The sequence below is a fragment of the Psychrobacter sp. DAB_AL43B genome, from assembly GCF_900168255.1.
Taxonomy (GTDB): Bacteria; Pseudomonadota; Gammaproteobacteria; order Pseudomonadales; family Moraxellaceae; genus Psychrobacter.
On sequence record NZ_LT799838.1, the window covers coordinates 1,290,640 to 1,305,576 of the forward strand.

Annotated in this window: 14 protein-coding genes, 1 tRNA gene and 1 pseudogene; 7 read left to right on the forward strand and 9 right to left on the reverse strand. The window is 41.3% G+C overall.

Annotated elements, in window-relative coordinates; translation table 11 throughout:
- The first annotated feature begins 290 nt into the window (after nucleotides 1-290).
- The 3 genes from DABAL43B_RS05610 to DABAL43B_RS05620 all read left to right on the forward strand — a co-directional run bounded on the left by DABAL43B_RS05610 (nucleotide 291) and on the right by DABAL43B_RS05620 (nucleotide 2,185).
- Nucleotides 291-920, forward strand: coding sequence for a hypothetical protein (locus DABAL43B_RS05610; RefSeq protein WP_079691458.1), 630 nt, complete (start codon nucleotides 291-293; stop codon nucleotides 918-920).
- Between the two features lie 33 nt (nucleotides 921-953).
- On the forward strand, nucleotides 954-1,229 hold the full coding sequence (locus DABAL43B_RS05615; protein ID WP_079691459.1) for a transposase: 276 nt from the start codon (nucleotides 954-956) through the stop codon (nucleotides 1,227-1,229).
- A 263-nt stretch (nucleotides 1,230-1,492) separates the two neighbouring features.
- Nucleotides 1,493-2,185, forward strand: coding sequence for an IS3 family transposase (locus DABAL43B_RS05620; RefSeq protein WP_227516771.1), 693 nt, complete (start codon nucleotides 1,493-1,495; stop codon nucleotides 2,183-2,185).
- On the opposite strand, the gene DABAL43B_RS05625 is transcribed toward DABAL43B_RS05620, so the two are convergent.
- From DABAL43B_RS05625 to DABAL43B_RS05635, 3 genes and pseudogenes are all read right to left on the reverse strand, one after another.
- Nucleotides 2,177-2,404, reverse strand: coding sequence for a hypothetical protein (locus DABAL43B_RS05625; RefSeq protein WP_227516744.1), 228 nt, complete (start codon nucleotides 2,402-2,404; stop codon nucleotides 2,177-2,179). The two genes, DABAL43B_RS05620 and DABAL43B_RS05625, sit on opposite strands and share 9 nt — an antisense overlap.
- Before the next feature lie 13 nt (nucleotides 2,405-2,417).
- Nucleotides 2,418-2,708 carry a hypothetical protein gene (locus DABAL43B_RS05630; RefSeq protein ID WP_079691461.1) on the reverse strand — a complete coding sequence of 97 codons (291 nt, stop codon included), beginning with the start codon at nucleotides 2,706-2,708 and terminating at the stop codon, nucleotides 2,418-2,420.
- Nucleotides 2,705-3,808 (reverse strand): annotated as a pseudogene (locus DABAL43B_RS05635) (tyrosine-type recombinase/integrase); the annotation flags it as partial. The gene DABAL43B_RS05630 and the pseudogene DABAL43B_RS05635, both read right to left, overlap by 4 nt.
- A 243-nt stretch (nucleotides 3,809-4,051) precedes the next feature.
- Here DABAL43B_RS05635 and DABAL43B_RS05640 point away from each other — a divergent pair.
- Nucleotides 4,052-4,357 carry a hypothetical protein gene (locus DABAL43B_RS05640; RefSeq protein WP_079691462.1) on the forward strand — a complete coding sequence of 102 codons (306 nt, stop codon included), beginning with the start codon at nucleotides 4,052-4,054 and terminating at the stop codon, nucleotides 4,355-4,357.
- A gap of 312 nt (nucleotides 4,358-4,669) precedes the next feature.
- On the opposite strand, the gene DABAL43B_RS05645 is transcribed toward DABAL43B_RS05640, so the two are convergent.
- Nucleotides 4,670-4,744 (reverse strand) — tRNA-Gly (locus DABAL43B_RS05645).
- Between the two features lie 262 nt (nucleotides 4,745-5,006).
- On the opposite strand from DABAL43B_RS05645, the gene DABAL43B_RS05650 reads away from it, so the two are divergent.
- Together DABAL43B_RS05650 and DABAL43B_RS05655 are read left to right on the forward strand one after the other, a co-directional pair.
- Complete coding sequence (locus DABAL43B_RS05650; RefSeq protein ID WP_079691463.1) at nucleotides 5,007-6,671, forward strand: alpha-keto acid decarboxylase family protein; 1,665 nt, start codon at nucleotides 5,007-5,009, stop codon at nucleotides 6,669-6,671.
- A 366-nt stretch (nucleotides 6,672-7,037) separates the two neighbouring features.
- Nucleotides 7,038-8,828, forward strand: a complete 1,791-nt coding sequence (locus DABAL43B_RS05655; RefSeq protein ID WP_079691464.1) for a potassium/proton antiporter — start codon at nucleotides 7,038-7,040, stop codon at nucleotides 8,826-8,828.
- A 114-nt stretch (nucleotides 8,829-8,942) separates the two neighbouring features.
- Here the strand turns inward: DABAL43B_RS05655 and DABAL43B_RS05660 are convergent, their stop codons facing one another.
- A complete protein-coding gene (locus DABAL43B_RS05660) occupies nucleotides 8,943-9,476 on the reverse strand; it encodes a DUF2058 domain-containing protein (protein ID WP_079691465.1) in 534 nt (177 codons plus the stop codon).
- 139 nt (nucleotides 9,477-9,615) lie between these two features.
- A complete protein-coding gene (locus DABAL43B_RS05665; protein ID WP_079691466.1) occupies nucleotides 9,616-9,876 on the reverse strand; it encodes a hypothetical protein in 261 nt (86 codons plus the stop codon).
- Between the two features lie 521 nt (nucleotides 9,877-10,397).
- Here DABAL43B_RS05665 and DABAL43B_RS05670 point away from each other — a divergent pair.
- Nucleotides 10,398-11,336 (forward strand): AraC family transcriptional regulator, encoded by a 939-nt coding sequence (locus DABAL43B_RS05670; RefSeq protein ID WP_079691467.1) that lies wholly within the window; start codon nucleotides 10,398-10,400, stop codon nucleotides 11,334-11,336.
- Between the two features lie 184 nt (nucleotides 11,337-11,520).
- Here DABAL43B_RS05670 and bhcD read toward each other — a convergent pair whose 3' ends face one another.
- From bhcD to bhcB, 3 genes are all read right to left on the reverse strand, one after another.
- On the reverse strand, nucleotides 11,521-12,528 hold the full coding sequence (gene bhcD / locus DABAL43B_RS05675; protein WP_079691468.1) for an iminosuccinate reductase BhcD: 1,008 nt from the start codon (nucleotides 12,526-12,528) through the stop codon (nucleotides 11,521-11,523).
- A 131-nt stretch (nucleotides 12,529-12,659) separates the two neighbouring features.
- Nucleotides 12,660-13,811 carry a 3-hydroxy-D-aspartate aldolase BhcC gene (bhcC, locus tag DABAL43B_RS05680; protein WP_079691469.1) on the reverse strand — a complete coding sequence of 384 codons (1,152 nt, stop codon included), beginning with the start codon at nucleotides 13,809-13,811 and terminating at the stop codon, nucleotides 12,660-12,662.
- 133 nt (nucleotides 13,812-13,944) lie between these two features.
- Nucleotides 13,945-14,925 (reverse strand): beta-hydroxyaspartate dehydratase BhcB, encoded by a 981-nt coding sequence (gene bhcB / locus DABAL43B_RS05685; RefSeq protein WP_079691470.1) that lies wholly within the window; start codon nucleotides 14,923-14,925, stop codon nucleotides 13,945-13,947.
- Nucleotides 14,926-14,937 lie beyond the last annotated feature (12 nt).

The following is a 14,937-nucleotide window of genomic DNA, read 5'->3' on the forward strand; positions in this document are numbered from 1 at the left end:
TATCATTTCTTTGTCAATTCCAGTTTTTCTATCTAAAACCTTACAAAAAATTATTTTAAGGCTTTTTTGGTTTCTTATCATACCGATTTTAATTTTAACTATAAGAGCATTTGTAGGATTTGTAGTTTTTGATCTAGAACTATACCCATTTGAACCATCAAGTTATGTAGAGCAAACCGATATATCGTCTGAATATTATAGCAAGATGTATTGTAATTATTGGAGTTTTGGTGTAGATAGTAGTTATTCACATCCAGAGTTATGCGGTAGGCCGAATTAAAAATATAAAAATGAATAACTACATCATACGACCACAAGAGATTTATCTACTAGAGCGCTATAGTTCACCCGCTTACTTTAAAGAGATGCGCGATGCCTTTGCGAATATGCTAGAAGCTGCTGAATATGCATTGGAGCTGTTTGTCAACGATTTACCCTTTGATTACCGTACGCGTCCCATCAATAGACAACCTGATATCGTCTGGGGCGAACGGGTATTGCCAAATTTGCGTGATACTTTGGATAGTCTTAATGTCGGTTATCAAGAGCTGTTAAAAGGGGATCTAGCGGCAATAAGATATGGCGGTAATGTACAAAGTGATTTTCGGGCTATCAGTACGGATTATGATATCGACTGGATGCCAGAGCAGCAACAGCTGGATTATGAGAAATGGCGGAGAGAGGCAAGCTTATGTGCTTTTAATATGAAGATAACTAGCTATTTTGGTTGGAAAATAGGTAGTCTGACTGAACGCTACACGACTGAATCAAGAGGACCGCTGAACCCACCTGAATCATGGCCTATTTATCGTCTTAGTCCAAAATATAGCGTTGAGTTAGATGAAGTCGTGCCTGTCGCTGGTATGTATATACCAGACAGAGTAGATTGTAGTGGCATAATTAAATTGGACAGCGCATAAGAGGTTTATACTAACCCAAAGAAGGAAAACAGTATGACCAACAAACGCAACCAATATACCCGAGAATTTAAATTAGAAGCGATTAGCTTAGTCACTGATCACAAACGTAAAATACCTGACGTTGCTGATTCATTGGGGATAGGCAAATCCACCCTCCAGAAATGGCTAAGTCAGTACCGTCAAGAAATGAGTAGCCAAGCACCTAAAGTCGGCAATGCCTTAACCGATGAACAGCGAGAGCTCCAAGAGCTGCGTAAACAGGTTAAGCGGCTGACTATGGAGCGCGACATCTTAAATGAGGAGGGATAAAACGAAGCACTGCTTCGTCCCGACGCAAGGCGAGAGCTATGCTCGAGTGAGGCTTCTGCTCTGCTGGCATTGGACAGCCTGAACGGCCAGCTTGCAGAGCAAGATAAACGGGTGAATAAAAGCCTTCTGTGTAAGCTATTTGGCGTGATGAAGAGCAGTTACTACTATGGAGTAAAGCCCAAGCCAATTAGCCTAGAAATCGTCAAGCACAAGGCATTAATCCGTCAAATATTCACCGATTCAAAGCAATCAGCTGGCACTGCATCGTTGCCATACTTATGAATAAACACGGCATCAAGCTTACCCGCTATATAGCAGATAAACTCATGGCGCAGATGGGGCTTAAAAGTTGTCAGTTAAAGACGCGTAAATACAAGCACGCTAATGAAGAACACAAAGCTCATAACAACATAGTGAACCGCAACTTTAGCCCAACAGCGCCCAATCGGGTCTGGACAGGTGATGGCACTTATATTCGTATCAAAGGAGGCTGGTGCTACCTAGCTGTTGTTTTAGATTTATATGCCCGTCGTATTGTTGGCTTTGCTGTATCAGATTCCCCTGACAGCGTACTGACCGCTAAAGCGTTGCAGATGGCGTATTACAGCAGACTCAAACCTAGTGGCGTGCTGTTTCATTCCGATCAGGGAACCCATTACACCAGTGCAAGGTTCGCTGAATCTGTAGTAAGTTGTGAGGGGATGATACAAAGTATGAGCCGTCGTGGAAATTGTTGGGACAACGCGCCAACTGAGCTCTTCTTTAGAAGCTTTAAAATGGAATGGATGCCAGAGGGCGGCTATGAGAATATCGCTGAGGCTAAAAGCGCTATTATTGATTATATTTGGGGCTATTATCAAACCGTGAGACCACACCGTTTTAATGATTATTTGTCACCAGCAGAAAAAGAGAAACGTTACTTTAATCAAAACCTCTTATCACGTGTCCTAAATTAGTTGACCACTACAACCGCAGTACTCGCATCGCACATCATCTAAATAGGCAAAACATTGACCGATTGTCTCGAACAGTAATTGAGAGCTAATCTCATACTTTTCACAGACTGTCTCTACATGCGCGATATAATCACTTTCGTTATCATATGCCCAGTAATCGCTACAGATTCTTAGATCTCGTGCGTTCTGCGTCATATTCGGCTGAAGCTTTACACTCATCACATTCTCCTCATTAGCCGTCATAACCAGACTGCGGTAATAGCTCATAAAGCTCGCTCTGAAGCTTGCTGCTCACATCTTCCACAAAGTACCCATCCTGAGTATCCAGGCGCTTCTGCACCCATACACGCAGTGCAATATCATTATCAAAGTAGCGCTTCACTCCTAAGAAGCGTGCTAAGTTATGACCCGATGAAACATACAGCTCACGCATCAATGCATTAGCGATAACATTCGCATCTTCACTGATCGCACCGTCAGGTTTAAACTCGCTAAACAGCTCTTCATAATTGATAATTTTCATCGTGACGTCTCCTTGTCAGTCTGTGCATTCGTGCTGAGTGTTTCAGTGCTAGCGCTATTCGATGCGTTGGTTAACTTCTCCTTGCTCGCTAGTAGCAAATTATCCATCGCTGAGCCATCCTGACGGGTGATATCAGGCACATAACGGCTATACACCCGAAACAGCATCTCCGTACTGCTATGACCCATCTGCCGAGCTATCCACTCAGGATTCTCACCAGCAGCCAGCCAAAGCGTCGCTGCCGTGTGCCGAGTCTGATAAGCACGTCGGTGTTTCAAACCGAGTAGGGCAAGGGTAGGTTTCCATACCCGCCGATTCACATTGCGGTACTCCATCGGATTGTCTTGTGAGTTGCAAAACACAAACTCTGACTTACCAAAGGTATGTGCTTTCTGCTCCAGTAGGGCGTCATAGACCAGTTGCGACATCGCAATATCACGCTGTGAGCCTAACGTCTTAGTCGGACCCATCTCGCCATTTACTAACGCCCCTCTAATACTGATTTCACGGCGATCAAAGTTAATGCAGTCCCACTTAAGCCCATCAATCTCACTGGTACGCATCCCGGTAAAGAAGCGAATGGTATAGTAGGGCTTATAGTCCGCACGGACATGTTTTAAAATCAGCCATACCTCACTCAAGGTAAAAGGATTCACATCCGGACGAGCTTGTTTGAGATTCTTAATGTTTTTATAAGGAATCTCAAACTCATGGCGATCTGACGCTTCTTCTAGTATCATACGAAGAAGTATCATGATCTGGTTGATCCGTGCTACTGACAGACTTGACTGACCCTCTTTACCGTAACGAACTTTGGCGAGAGAGCTACGGAAGGTCAGCAAGTCTGGTTTTTTTATCGCATGTACTGCTTTACCACCGAACTCAGGTAATAAGTACTTGTTCAAAATAATCTGCGTCTTTTGCCGATAGCTCGGCCGCCATTCAATTTTCTTCTCCTCATACCAAATCTCTGAAAACTGCCTAAAGGTTGGATTACGACTGATACAAGCTTCCGCTCTATCAGCCAGTGCCATCATTTCCTGTGCTCGCTCACTCTTTGGGAAGTAAGCAGCGTAGTCGAATATACCTAGGGTGATTTTGACTTAGCTTTGGCTAATGATGAGCTACTGGGAGCAGCAAAAGAGTTGGAAGTTTGGTTGCGAGGTAAAGAAATGTGTATTGGATATTTGACACCTAGATACTTAGAAAACTAAGGTTAACTGAAATAGTTGACGACTTATCAAATAAATAGGGTAAAAATATAAACTTTATGATTTTTAATAATAGGGAAAACGCTAGGGGGAAATAACCAATTGTTGAAATGAAAAAATAAGGTATCAATCATGAAATTATATGAAGTTTATGGAACTTTCCTTGACTTAGTAAGTGCTAAAGAAAAGATAGAGGTATTATGTTCTTTGAAATTTGAGGAGAACGATAGCTCTTACTACGGGACATATTACATTTGTGGGAAGAGATATAAGGAGGAGAGTTTCCAAGTCGTCAATAATCTTGACTTGCTCAATAATAAACCATTAGAAGAAGATAATTTCCCTGTGGTCTTATATATTAATAATATAAAGTCTGACAAGAATAAGATTATTGCAGAGTCGAAAGATTTTGTTTTAATTTCCAGAGAAGAGGTTTAATAAAAATTTAAGCATAGTTAACCGAAGATACAGCTCACGTTATAAAAAAGCAGGTATAAATTATCTATCCTTAACGTAGAAAATTTGGTTGTGCTCATTTCTGTTCGATCTTTAGTGACTGTCTATTCTAACAGCGTTATAACTGGAATAGCTTTTAGTTTTGGAACGTGGTCACGTTTTGGTCTTTTAATATGTTAGATAAGCTTAACGATTATACTAACTAGCTAATACTAAGGTCGCTATAAGCCTCGAAAATTGGACAAAAAAAAGCCTCACCGCTCATATAAAGAGTAGTGAGGCTTTTTAAGTATTTGGAGCGGGAAAAGAGATTCGAACTCTCGACCCCAACCTTGGCAAGGTTATGCTCTACCACTGAGCTATTCCCGCTAATTATCAATTAACTATCGTCAGTTGATGATGGCGTATTATACGCAGTTTTTTGAGTGTGTCAATAGTCATCAAGAAAAAAAGTAAAAGTTAGCAAAGTAGGCATGTTATTCCAGTATAGAACTATGATATAACAGATTGTTATAATCTGCATTCCAAAAGCTTTGCTTTTCATAAATAGGCTGGAATACAGCTTTATAATAATTTTCAATCACAGTTATAACTATGATTATTTATAAAACAAGTCTTAAGGATAAGCAACATGAGTAAGCAATACACTATCGCTGATTATTTATTTGATCGTGTCGCTGAGGCGGGCGCTACTGAGATATTTGGTGTACCCGGTGATTTTAATTTAACGTTTTTAGATAATGTGCTCGCCTCTGATAAATTGCGCTGGGTGGGTAACACCAATGAGTTAAATGCAGGCTACGCTGCTGATGGTTACGCACGAGAGCGTGGCTTTGCTGCTATGGTGACCACTTTTGGTGTCGGTGAATTGTCAGCGATTAATGCCACCGCAGGCTCTTTTGCTGAGTATGCGCCAGTACTGCATATCGTTGGTGCGCCTAGTATGGCTTTGCAAGATTCAAAAGGTCGTATCCACCATACATTGGGTGACGGTGTGTTTAACCATTTTATCAAAATGGTAGAGCCTGTAACTGTGGCACGTGCACAGATTACGCCTGATAACGCCGCCTCAGAAATCGATCGCGTCATTCGTCTGATTCTTAAAAAGCATCGTCCAGGGTACTTGATGCTATCACCGGATGTGGCAAAAATGCCCATTTATCCACCGACGACCAAGCTTGTCGATAGTGAAGAAGATATTACCAGCCAAGCGGCGCTGTCAGACTTTAAGCAAGCGCTTATAGAATTCTTACCCAATAAGACCACCACGCTAATGGCAGACTTAATGGTGCATCGTTTGGGATTACAAAATCAGCTTAAAGCCTTAATTGCTGATACCGATATCCCTTATACGACGTTATCATGGGGTAAAACCTTGCTCGATGAAAATAGCGAGCGTTGGGCGGGAACTTATGCGGGCGTCGCATCGCGCCCAGTGGTCAAAGATGCGGTGGAAAACTGCGAATGTTTGATAAAAATTGGTGTGCAATATACTGACACCACTACAGCAGGCTTTAGCCAAGACATTGATGAGAATGTAGTGGTTGATTTGCATTATGAGCGCGCTAGCATTGCCGGCAAAAACTTTGCACCTATCGCTTTAAAAGATGCTTTACAAGTATTGCATGAGGTGATGACCTCAGGTATCACGATTGTGCCTAAGCCATTCTGTCAAGAAATGAAGCCGCATGAGCAAACTGGCAAGGATGACGAGCCTATCCGACAAGATGACTTGTGGCATATTATTGCTGATGCCCTCGATGATAAGAACTTGGTGTTCTCTGATCAAGGTACGGCTTATTTTGGTATCAGCGATGTGCGTCTACCAGCAGGTGTGACTTCGTATGGTCAGCCGATGTGGGGCTCAATTGGTTATACCTTGCCTGCAAGTTTAGGCGGTGCTATCGCTTCGCCGCATAAACGTAGTATCTTATTGATTGGTGATGGTTCTGCTTTATTGACCATTCAAGAAATTGCAGTAATGATTAAAGAGCGCATTAATCCTGTGATTGTACTGATTAATAATGATGGCTATACCGTTGAGCGTGCCATTCATGGTGAAAACCAATGCTATAATGATATTCCTACATGTAATTGGCAATTGATGCCGCTGGCATTTGGCGCTACCACGGATAATAGCTTAATACTTAAAGTGGAAACGGCGGGCGAGTTAAAAGCTGCTCTGAAAAAAGCTGCCGTGACAAAAGATAAGCTGGTTATGTTAGAGGTAATAGCAGACAAGCATGACATTCCACCGTTATTGGCTGATATCAGCGCGGCGCTTAAACCTAAATAATATGACTTTTTAACTGTTTAGTAAAAGTAGTCTGTATAAGTCTAACAAATATAAAATTTGTTAACCGTAAAAAGCCCTATTTAGTATCAATGCTAAATAGGGCTTTTTTTAGATATAAACAGCGTTTTCTATATAAATGAGAGGTTTTTAATTAAATTGCTCAATATCGCCGTTTAATAAGGGCTGCCTGCCAGATTGTATGTTATAAAATACAGTCAGGTTTTTGATTTGGATAACTTTAGTCTTTTGATACTTTGAGTACGTTTGATTATTTTTACTATATATGGGCTACAACCTGCAGGAGGGTAAAGCCAATACTGTGATAACAGTGAATAAAATAACGATTAAAATAGGGCATAAAACAACATGGATACCTTAAATATCCTTTATCTAGTAGGAGCAGTATTAATTTTTGCCAGTATTATGGCAAGTACCTTGTCAGCACGTTTGGGCGTCCCTTTATTATTATTGTTTTTAATAGTTGGAATGCTGGCGGGCGAAGAAGGTATTTTGGGTATTGAGTTTTCCCAATATGGAATAGCTAATTTTGTTGGGCAGGCAGCATTAGCATGTATTTTGTTAGATGGTGGACTGCGCACCTCATTTAAATCGTTTCGCGTTGGTCTGAAGCCAGCCGTCACCCTTGCTACTTGGGGCGTGCTGGCTACCGTCATGATACTGGGTGTATTCGTGACTTGGCTACTCGATGTCGATTGGCGACTTGGGCTATTGATGGCGGCGATTGTCGGCTCGACCGATGCGGCAGCGGTATTTTCGTTGCTGCGTAATGGCGGTGTCAAACTTAACGATCGTGTACAAGCCACGCTGGAGCTAGAATCTGGTGCCAACGACCCTTTGGCCATTTTGCTTGTGACAGGATTGATTGCTTTAAATGTCGATCCCGCTGGACAGACGGCGCTAGGGTTTCTGGGATTATTATTACAGCAGCTGAGTTTTGGCTTGGGCATGGGTTTGCTGTTTGGGTATTTATTGGCGAGGCTATTACCCAAGATATTATTAGCAGAGGGCATGTATGCGATTTTGATCATGTCTGCTGGTTTGGCAGTCTTTGCCGCTACTAATTTGATTGGTGGTAGTGGATTTTTGGCGATTTATCTTACCGGTGTGCTGATTGGTAACCATAAAGTCCGCTCAACCGAGCATGTGATGCGGGTGATGGATAGCTTTGCTTGGCTATCACAAGCAGTGCTATTTGTGGTATTGGGTTTATTGGTTACGCCATCGAACGTTATCAATGTCTGGTATTATTCAGTCGCGATTGCCGCCTTTATGATTTTGGTTGCCCGTCCTGTCGCCGTTTATACCAGCGTTAAGCCATTTAAATTTAAAGACAGAGAGATCGGCTTTATCTCTTGGGTGGGGCTACGCGGCGCGGTGCCTATTACCCTTGCGATTTTACCCGTGATGGCAGGGATAGATGGCGCTTTTATGTTATTTGATATTGCCTTTGGCGTGGTGGTTTTGTCTTTAATTTTACAAGGCACGACCATTCCTATCATGGCAAATTTATTCAAAGTGCGTATTCCTAGTAATAAAGACCCAGAAGCAGAGCATGAAGTGTGGGTATCTGATAGGGCGAGCATTACTTTATATGAATTTGAAGTAAAATCAGGGGCGTTTGCGATTGACCGTCATCCGATGGGCATCTCTAAGCGCATTAGCTCTGATGAAATTAGTATATTTGCCTTAGTGCGTAGGCAACATATTGTGATAGTTGAAGAAACGACCAAGCTCAAATTTGGTGATAGAGTGTGGTACGCGATGAGAGGTAACCATGCCAGTCAAATTGCGAAGATTTTTAATGATACAACCTTAAACCATAAAGCCATTGATGACTTTTATGGTGATTGGCTATTATCACCCAGTGTGAAGCTTGGCGATTTGCCGTTTTTTACTGGCATTATGACCTCAGAATCTTTGGTAGATAAGTTAAAGTCAAAACCTGAAGACAGCTCAAAAAGCATGTGGGAGCAAACGGTTGCTGAATATGTCATAGATAACTTGGATATAAAGCCAGTATCGGGCGATACGGTCGCGATCAGTGATGAGTGGTCACTGGTCATTAAAGAAGTGGATGATAAAGGTAAGCTGAGAACGATTGGTTTAAAACATGAAGAGCTTGCCAAGGTGAGCTAATTTTTCTAGCTATAAATATACATGATATATAGATGCTAGCTAAGATGTTTGGAAAATAAAAAGCCCTATTGATAATCAATAGGGCTTTTTCAATAGCATTTTTTATAATATTGACTACCACATCAAATCATCTGGAATCACGTAAGCTGCATACGGATCATCTTCTGCCAGCTCATCTTCTGCGGTATCATTTGATACCACCATAAAGCCTTCCATTTTTGCATCGATACGATCAGCAAGCGGGCGCGGTAGTAGCGCATAGCTGTCATCTAAACGAGCAATGACCACGTGACCTGCCACGATTTGATCGTATAGCTTTTGAGTGATATTAATTTTTTTGACTTTAGCATCATCGACAAACTGATAACTGATGTCGCCAGTTGTCTCAGTTAACTGATGCTGTTTAATCATTTGAATGATATTGGCTTTTAGCATCTTTTCTTCTAAAATCTGTTGTTTTTCTTGATTGAGCTTTTGATCTTTCTCTATCTTTTTTGCTTGTGCGTCTGCCAAGGCTTTTTTAGCTTCAATATTTGATGAATCGCCAGTACGCTTAGCATGCTGCGTCTGCTTGCTTATTTTATTGGCTTTTTTGCTATCAACCAATCCAGCTTTTAAAAGTTGAGCCTGTAGGGCGTTTTTGGCCATGTCTGTATTACCTAAGTGAAATGAGCTAAATCATAAAATCCAAAAAGTCATGGTAGCAAATTTCACTAAGATATGTCACCAATCCGCATTATCTTTAATTTGGTATCCATTAAATAAATATTACAGTATTTAACTTAAATCAATTGCAGTGATTCATACTTACTTCAGTTGCTGTCAGTGCAATTATTTTAATCGGTACAGCAAACTTCCATTCCATACCACCTGTACAAAGGAAACTGTTTTCCTTAGCAGAGACGATAAAAGCAGTAAAATCGTTATTCACTAAATCCTGCATCGCTTCTTCATCACTATAATCAGCCACTGCGCACCACACTTGTTGATCACCTCGAGCTAGCATGGCCCGGGTTAAATGACTGCCTGTTAATCCATTATTTAACATAATAACTTCCATTAGAACCGATTTGAATTTCTGCTTTAATTCATTATTTTTTAGACTTTAGAACTAATTTTGAAAATTGAAAGCGCTGTTCATAAACCATTTAACAACATAATATAACAATGCACACTATATATATAATATGTCATTAATAAATATGGCACAATATGAATCTACTGTAATGGCAAATAACTAAAGAGTTGTAGGCAACGGACACATATTAGGTCTTATTTTTATAGTAAAGTACTCCCTTTTTATCTCGCTCAGGATGAGAGTTTGAGCGCATAGGTAGGACTATAAATAACATATAATTTTACCTTTATTAATAAACATAAGTTTATAAATATTAGTTCGTATTAAAATTAATATGGCTTATATTTAATAAATATACGAATAGTGACGGTTTCTTAAACCTAGGCTGCAGTATGATAAATTTACATTTTGGTTTAATTCGTTATTCCTCGGTTGCTGAATTAAGTTGAGAGTGGGTTTTTATTCATCTTAAAATATTAAGGACAGGGTTAATGGACGCGCTCAGTACGTTATTACAGCAAACACAGCATTTAAGTGAAACGAAGTACTATGGTTTAAAGGTTACAGGCGATTGGGCCTACTCAATAACGAATAGCGATACTATTTATTTCTATTTGGTTCAGTCTGGCAGTTTTAATATGAAGATAGGAGATGTCTCTCAAAGAATTCATAAGGGTGACATCGTTATGGTTCCGAATGCCAATAAGCATGTTTGTTATGCGCAAAATCATCATGGAAACAATGCCAAACCGCTAGATAAGACGCTATTTAATTATGATCAAGGTACTATTGAGTGCACTCAGGGCATAACATTAAACGCGCAATTGATATTGGTTGAGTGTCAGTATGATAAAGATTTGCTAGGACCGCTATTATCTGCGTTACCAGTAATTCTGCCTGAACATGAACATATGCACGAGAGTCGGTTTAGATCGCTTGATGGAGCGGTTGGGTTCTTAAGACTAGAATCTGAATACGAACGTTTGGGTAAACTTGCGATGATTAATCTTTGGGCAAGTATTGTAATGGTCGAGTGCCTGCGTACTTATATTGAAAGCCTGCCTAATACAACAAAAAGCTGGTTACTAGCAATTAAGGATCCGTACTTGTCGAAAGCGCTGACCTTTATGCATGATAAACCAAATTATAGTTGGACGACTCACCAGCTTGCTAGAGAGGCAGGGATGTCTCGTTCAAGCTTTACTCAGCGCTTTAAAGATACTGTTGGTGTGCCGCCAATGACTTATTTGATTGAGTACCGCTTACGTATCGCCGCCCGTCATCTACGCTTACAACAAAATAGTATCGGTCAAATTAGCGAGCTGATCGGTTATGCTTCAAATTCAACCTTTAGCCAAGCCTTTAAGAGACTTTATGGAATGTCGCCTAGAGAATATCGGCAGCAACACCGAGTTGCTATCAGTATCTGAGATAGATAGGGTTGGTGAATAATTATTATCAATCTTGTATGAATGAGACTACTTTTAGCAGTACTAAAAGTAGCCTCATAGTTTTTATAAGCATTATAAAAAAACCGCCAAATAAACTTATTATTTGGCGGTATCTAAAATACAGCGGCTAGTGTCATATTTATAATGACAGTTATAACGAAAACTATAGCGAGATGTGCTGAGCTTCACCTTTCTCGACAGCAAGCTTAGCCGCAGCGGAAGCTACTGCTAAATCTTGCAAGCCAACACCGGTACCATCAAAAATGGTGATTTCTTCAGCTGAGCTACGACCCGGATGCTCACCGTTGATGACATCGCCAAGCGTCGTAATATCACTTTCTTTGATAGCACCAGACTTAATCGCATGCTGTGCTTCACCAATAGTGATCGATTGCGCGATTTCATCAGTAAATACGGTAGCAGACGCTATCAGAGCAGCATCAACTTCTTGCTTACCAACCGTATCGGTACCCATACAAGCGATATGCGTACCGGGTTTGATCCACTCTTTCATAAGCAGTGGCTCAAACGCTGAAGTAATGGTAATGATCACATCTGCCTCGCTACATAACTGTTCGCGTTCAACGGACTCAAATGGTACGCCTAGTTCTTCAGCAACCGCTTGTAAGTTCTTAAGGCGATCTTTATTCTTATTCCAAGCAACTACTTTTTCAAAGTTGCGTTGTTCAAGAGCGGCACGTAGCTGAAAAGTAGATTGATGACCTGCACCAACCATACCAAGCACTTTGCTGTCTTTACGTGCTAGATGGGCGATTGATACTGCCGATGCTGCGGCAGTACGTACCGCCGTTAAGTAGTTGCCGCCAACTAGGGCACGCAATTTACCATTATCAGGATTGAATAAGAAAATCGTTGACTGATGGTTGGTCAAACCTTTAGCCGCATTGCCTGGCCAATAACCACCTGATTTTAAACCCAGCGATTTACCAGCACGGTCAAAACCTGATTTAAAGCCATATAGCGCATCAGCATAACCGATAGCTTCGCGAATAACGGGAAAGTTGTAGGCATCGCCACGTGACATAGATGCAAACACATTTTCAACCGCGATAAATGCAGAAGGGCGATCAATCACTGATTTGCAAGCGGCTTCTGATACGATCAATAAGCCTTCATTGTTAGCATCGTTACTGTTATTTTCTTCACTCATTATAAATTCCTTTTTATACTTCTTAATTTGTAATTCTTAAATACTTTAAGTAAATAAGGGCTGTTGTAGGCTAAAGCTACAACAGCCCCTTTAAACCAAACTAATTCAGCTCATAGTTCTTAATACAGTTCTTAGTACATTTTACCGCGTGCAGATACTGGCCATACTTTTTCAACTTTGCCGTTACGGACACCAATATAAAAATCATGAACGTTACAAGTAGGATCACAATGACCTGGTACCAGTTTTAGTTTTTCATTGATTTTAAGTACGCCATTTGGATCACTTACGACGCCATGTTCGTCTGAACATTTAACATATTCAACGTCATCACGACCGTAGATGAAGGGTAGGCCACTGTCAACTGACTGCGCTTTTAGACCAGCATCAACGATGGCTTTGTCAGGTTTGGCATGGCTCATCACAGAAGTTAGGATGAATAGGGCGTTTTCCCACTCACCAGCATCGATACGGTTGCCATCTTCATCTAAGATACGACCGTAATCGGCGTCCATAAATGCGTAAGAGCCACACTGTAATTCATTGAAAACACCTGAATTACTTTCGAAGTAGTAGCTGCCCGTACCGCCACCTGAAACGAATTCTGGTTTTAGACCGATTTCAGTCAAGGCATCAATAGCATGTTGAACTTGATCGATAGCCACTTGTGTTTTAGCTTTACGATCACTAAAGCTATCCATATGTTGCATCGCACCTTGATAAGCTTGAATACCAGTGAAATGGATATTTTCTGCAGCGTCAATTGCTTTAGCAATTTCAACAACGGCTTCGGTAGTAGTAACACCACAACGACCTGCGCCACAGTCAATTTCGATATAGCAATTAAGTTCAGTACCCGCTTCGGTTGCAGCAGCTGATAGCTCAGCTGCGCTATCGACGTCATCGACACAAACGGTGATTTTTGCGCCTAATTTAGGCAAGTTAGCTAGACGTTTAAGTTTAGCAGGCTCGCGTACTTGGTTTGATACTAAGATATCTTTGATACCACCACGTGCAAACACTTCTGCTTCAGAAACTTTTTGACAGCAAACGCCAACCGCGCCGCCAAGCTCTTCTTGCAAGTTTTGTACATCAACTGATTTGTGCATTTTACCGTGGCTACGGTGACGCATATTATGGTCTTTAGCATAATCGCCCATTTTTTTGACGTTACGCTCAAGGGCGTCCAAGTCTAAGATCAAACAAGGGGTTTGAATGTCAGCTTCGTCCATACCAACAGCGGCTGGTACGTTGTAACCTACTTCTAATTCTTCAGTAATCATTTTAATTCTTCCATGTTATGAGTTAGTTTTATAAAAAGCCGTTTAAACTTGCGCATTATTTGCGCTTAGTTAACGCTTAATTTTCGTACAAATGATGCTTAGTTATTAATGCCTAATATTTAGTTCTAATTAATTAGTTCCAAGGCAACTTATCAAGATCAACGTTACCACCAGTGATGATAACGCCAACTTTTTTACCTGCAAAAACGTCTTTGTTCTTCAAAATGACAGCAAGCGGTACGGCACAACTTGGCTCGATGACGATTTTCATATGAGTCCAAGTCAGCTTCATCGCTTCAATGATTTCTTCTTCAGTCGCCGTCAAAATGTCAGTCACATAATTGCTGACAAAATGCCACGTTAAATCTTTAAGCGGCACTTTTAAACCATCAGCAACCGTGTTTGGTGCATCATCAGCGATAATATGACCCGCTTTAAATGAGCGCGCGGCATCATCAGCATTGACAGGCTCTGCAGCATAAATTTTGACATCAGGGGCTAGGTTCGATAGCGTCAGGCAAGTACCTGAAATCATACCGCCGCCACCAATAGGTGCTACCACCATGTCAGGTTTTACACCCATCTCTTCCATTTGCTCTAAAAATTCACGTGAGCAAGTCGCTTGTCCAGCGATTACGCGTGGGTCATTGTACGGATGGACAAAGTCGCCGCCCGTTTCTGCTTGAACCTTGGCGAACACTTCTTCACGTGAAGTGGTTGATGGCTCACACTCAGTAATAATACCGCCGTAGCCACGTACCGCTGCTTTTTTAGCTTCTGGTGCGCTATGCGGCATCACCACATTACACGGTATACCACGGCGACCTGCTGCATAAGATAAAGATAGGGCATGGTTGCCTGAGCTGTGTGTACAAACGCCATTTTTTGCGGCTTCGTCAGACAGACCAAACACCGCGTTTGATGCACCGCGAACTTTAAAGGCACCGGCTTTTTGAAAGTTCTCACATTTAAAGAACATCTCACAACCTGCCATCTCATTTAAAAAGCGAGAGGTCAAAACAGGGGTGCGATGGATATATGGCTTAATGCGCTCATGCGCCTCTAGCATATCATCAAGGGTTGGAATCACTAATCCATCTTCGTTTGTGATCATAAAAAATAGTCC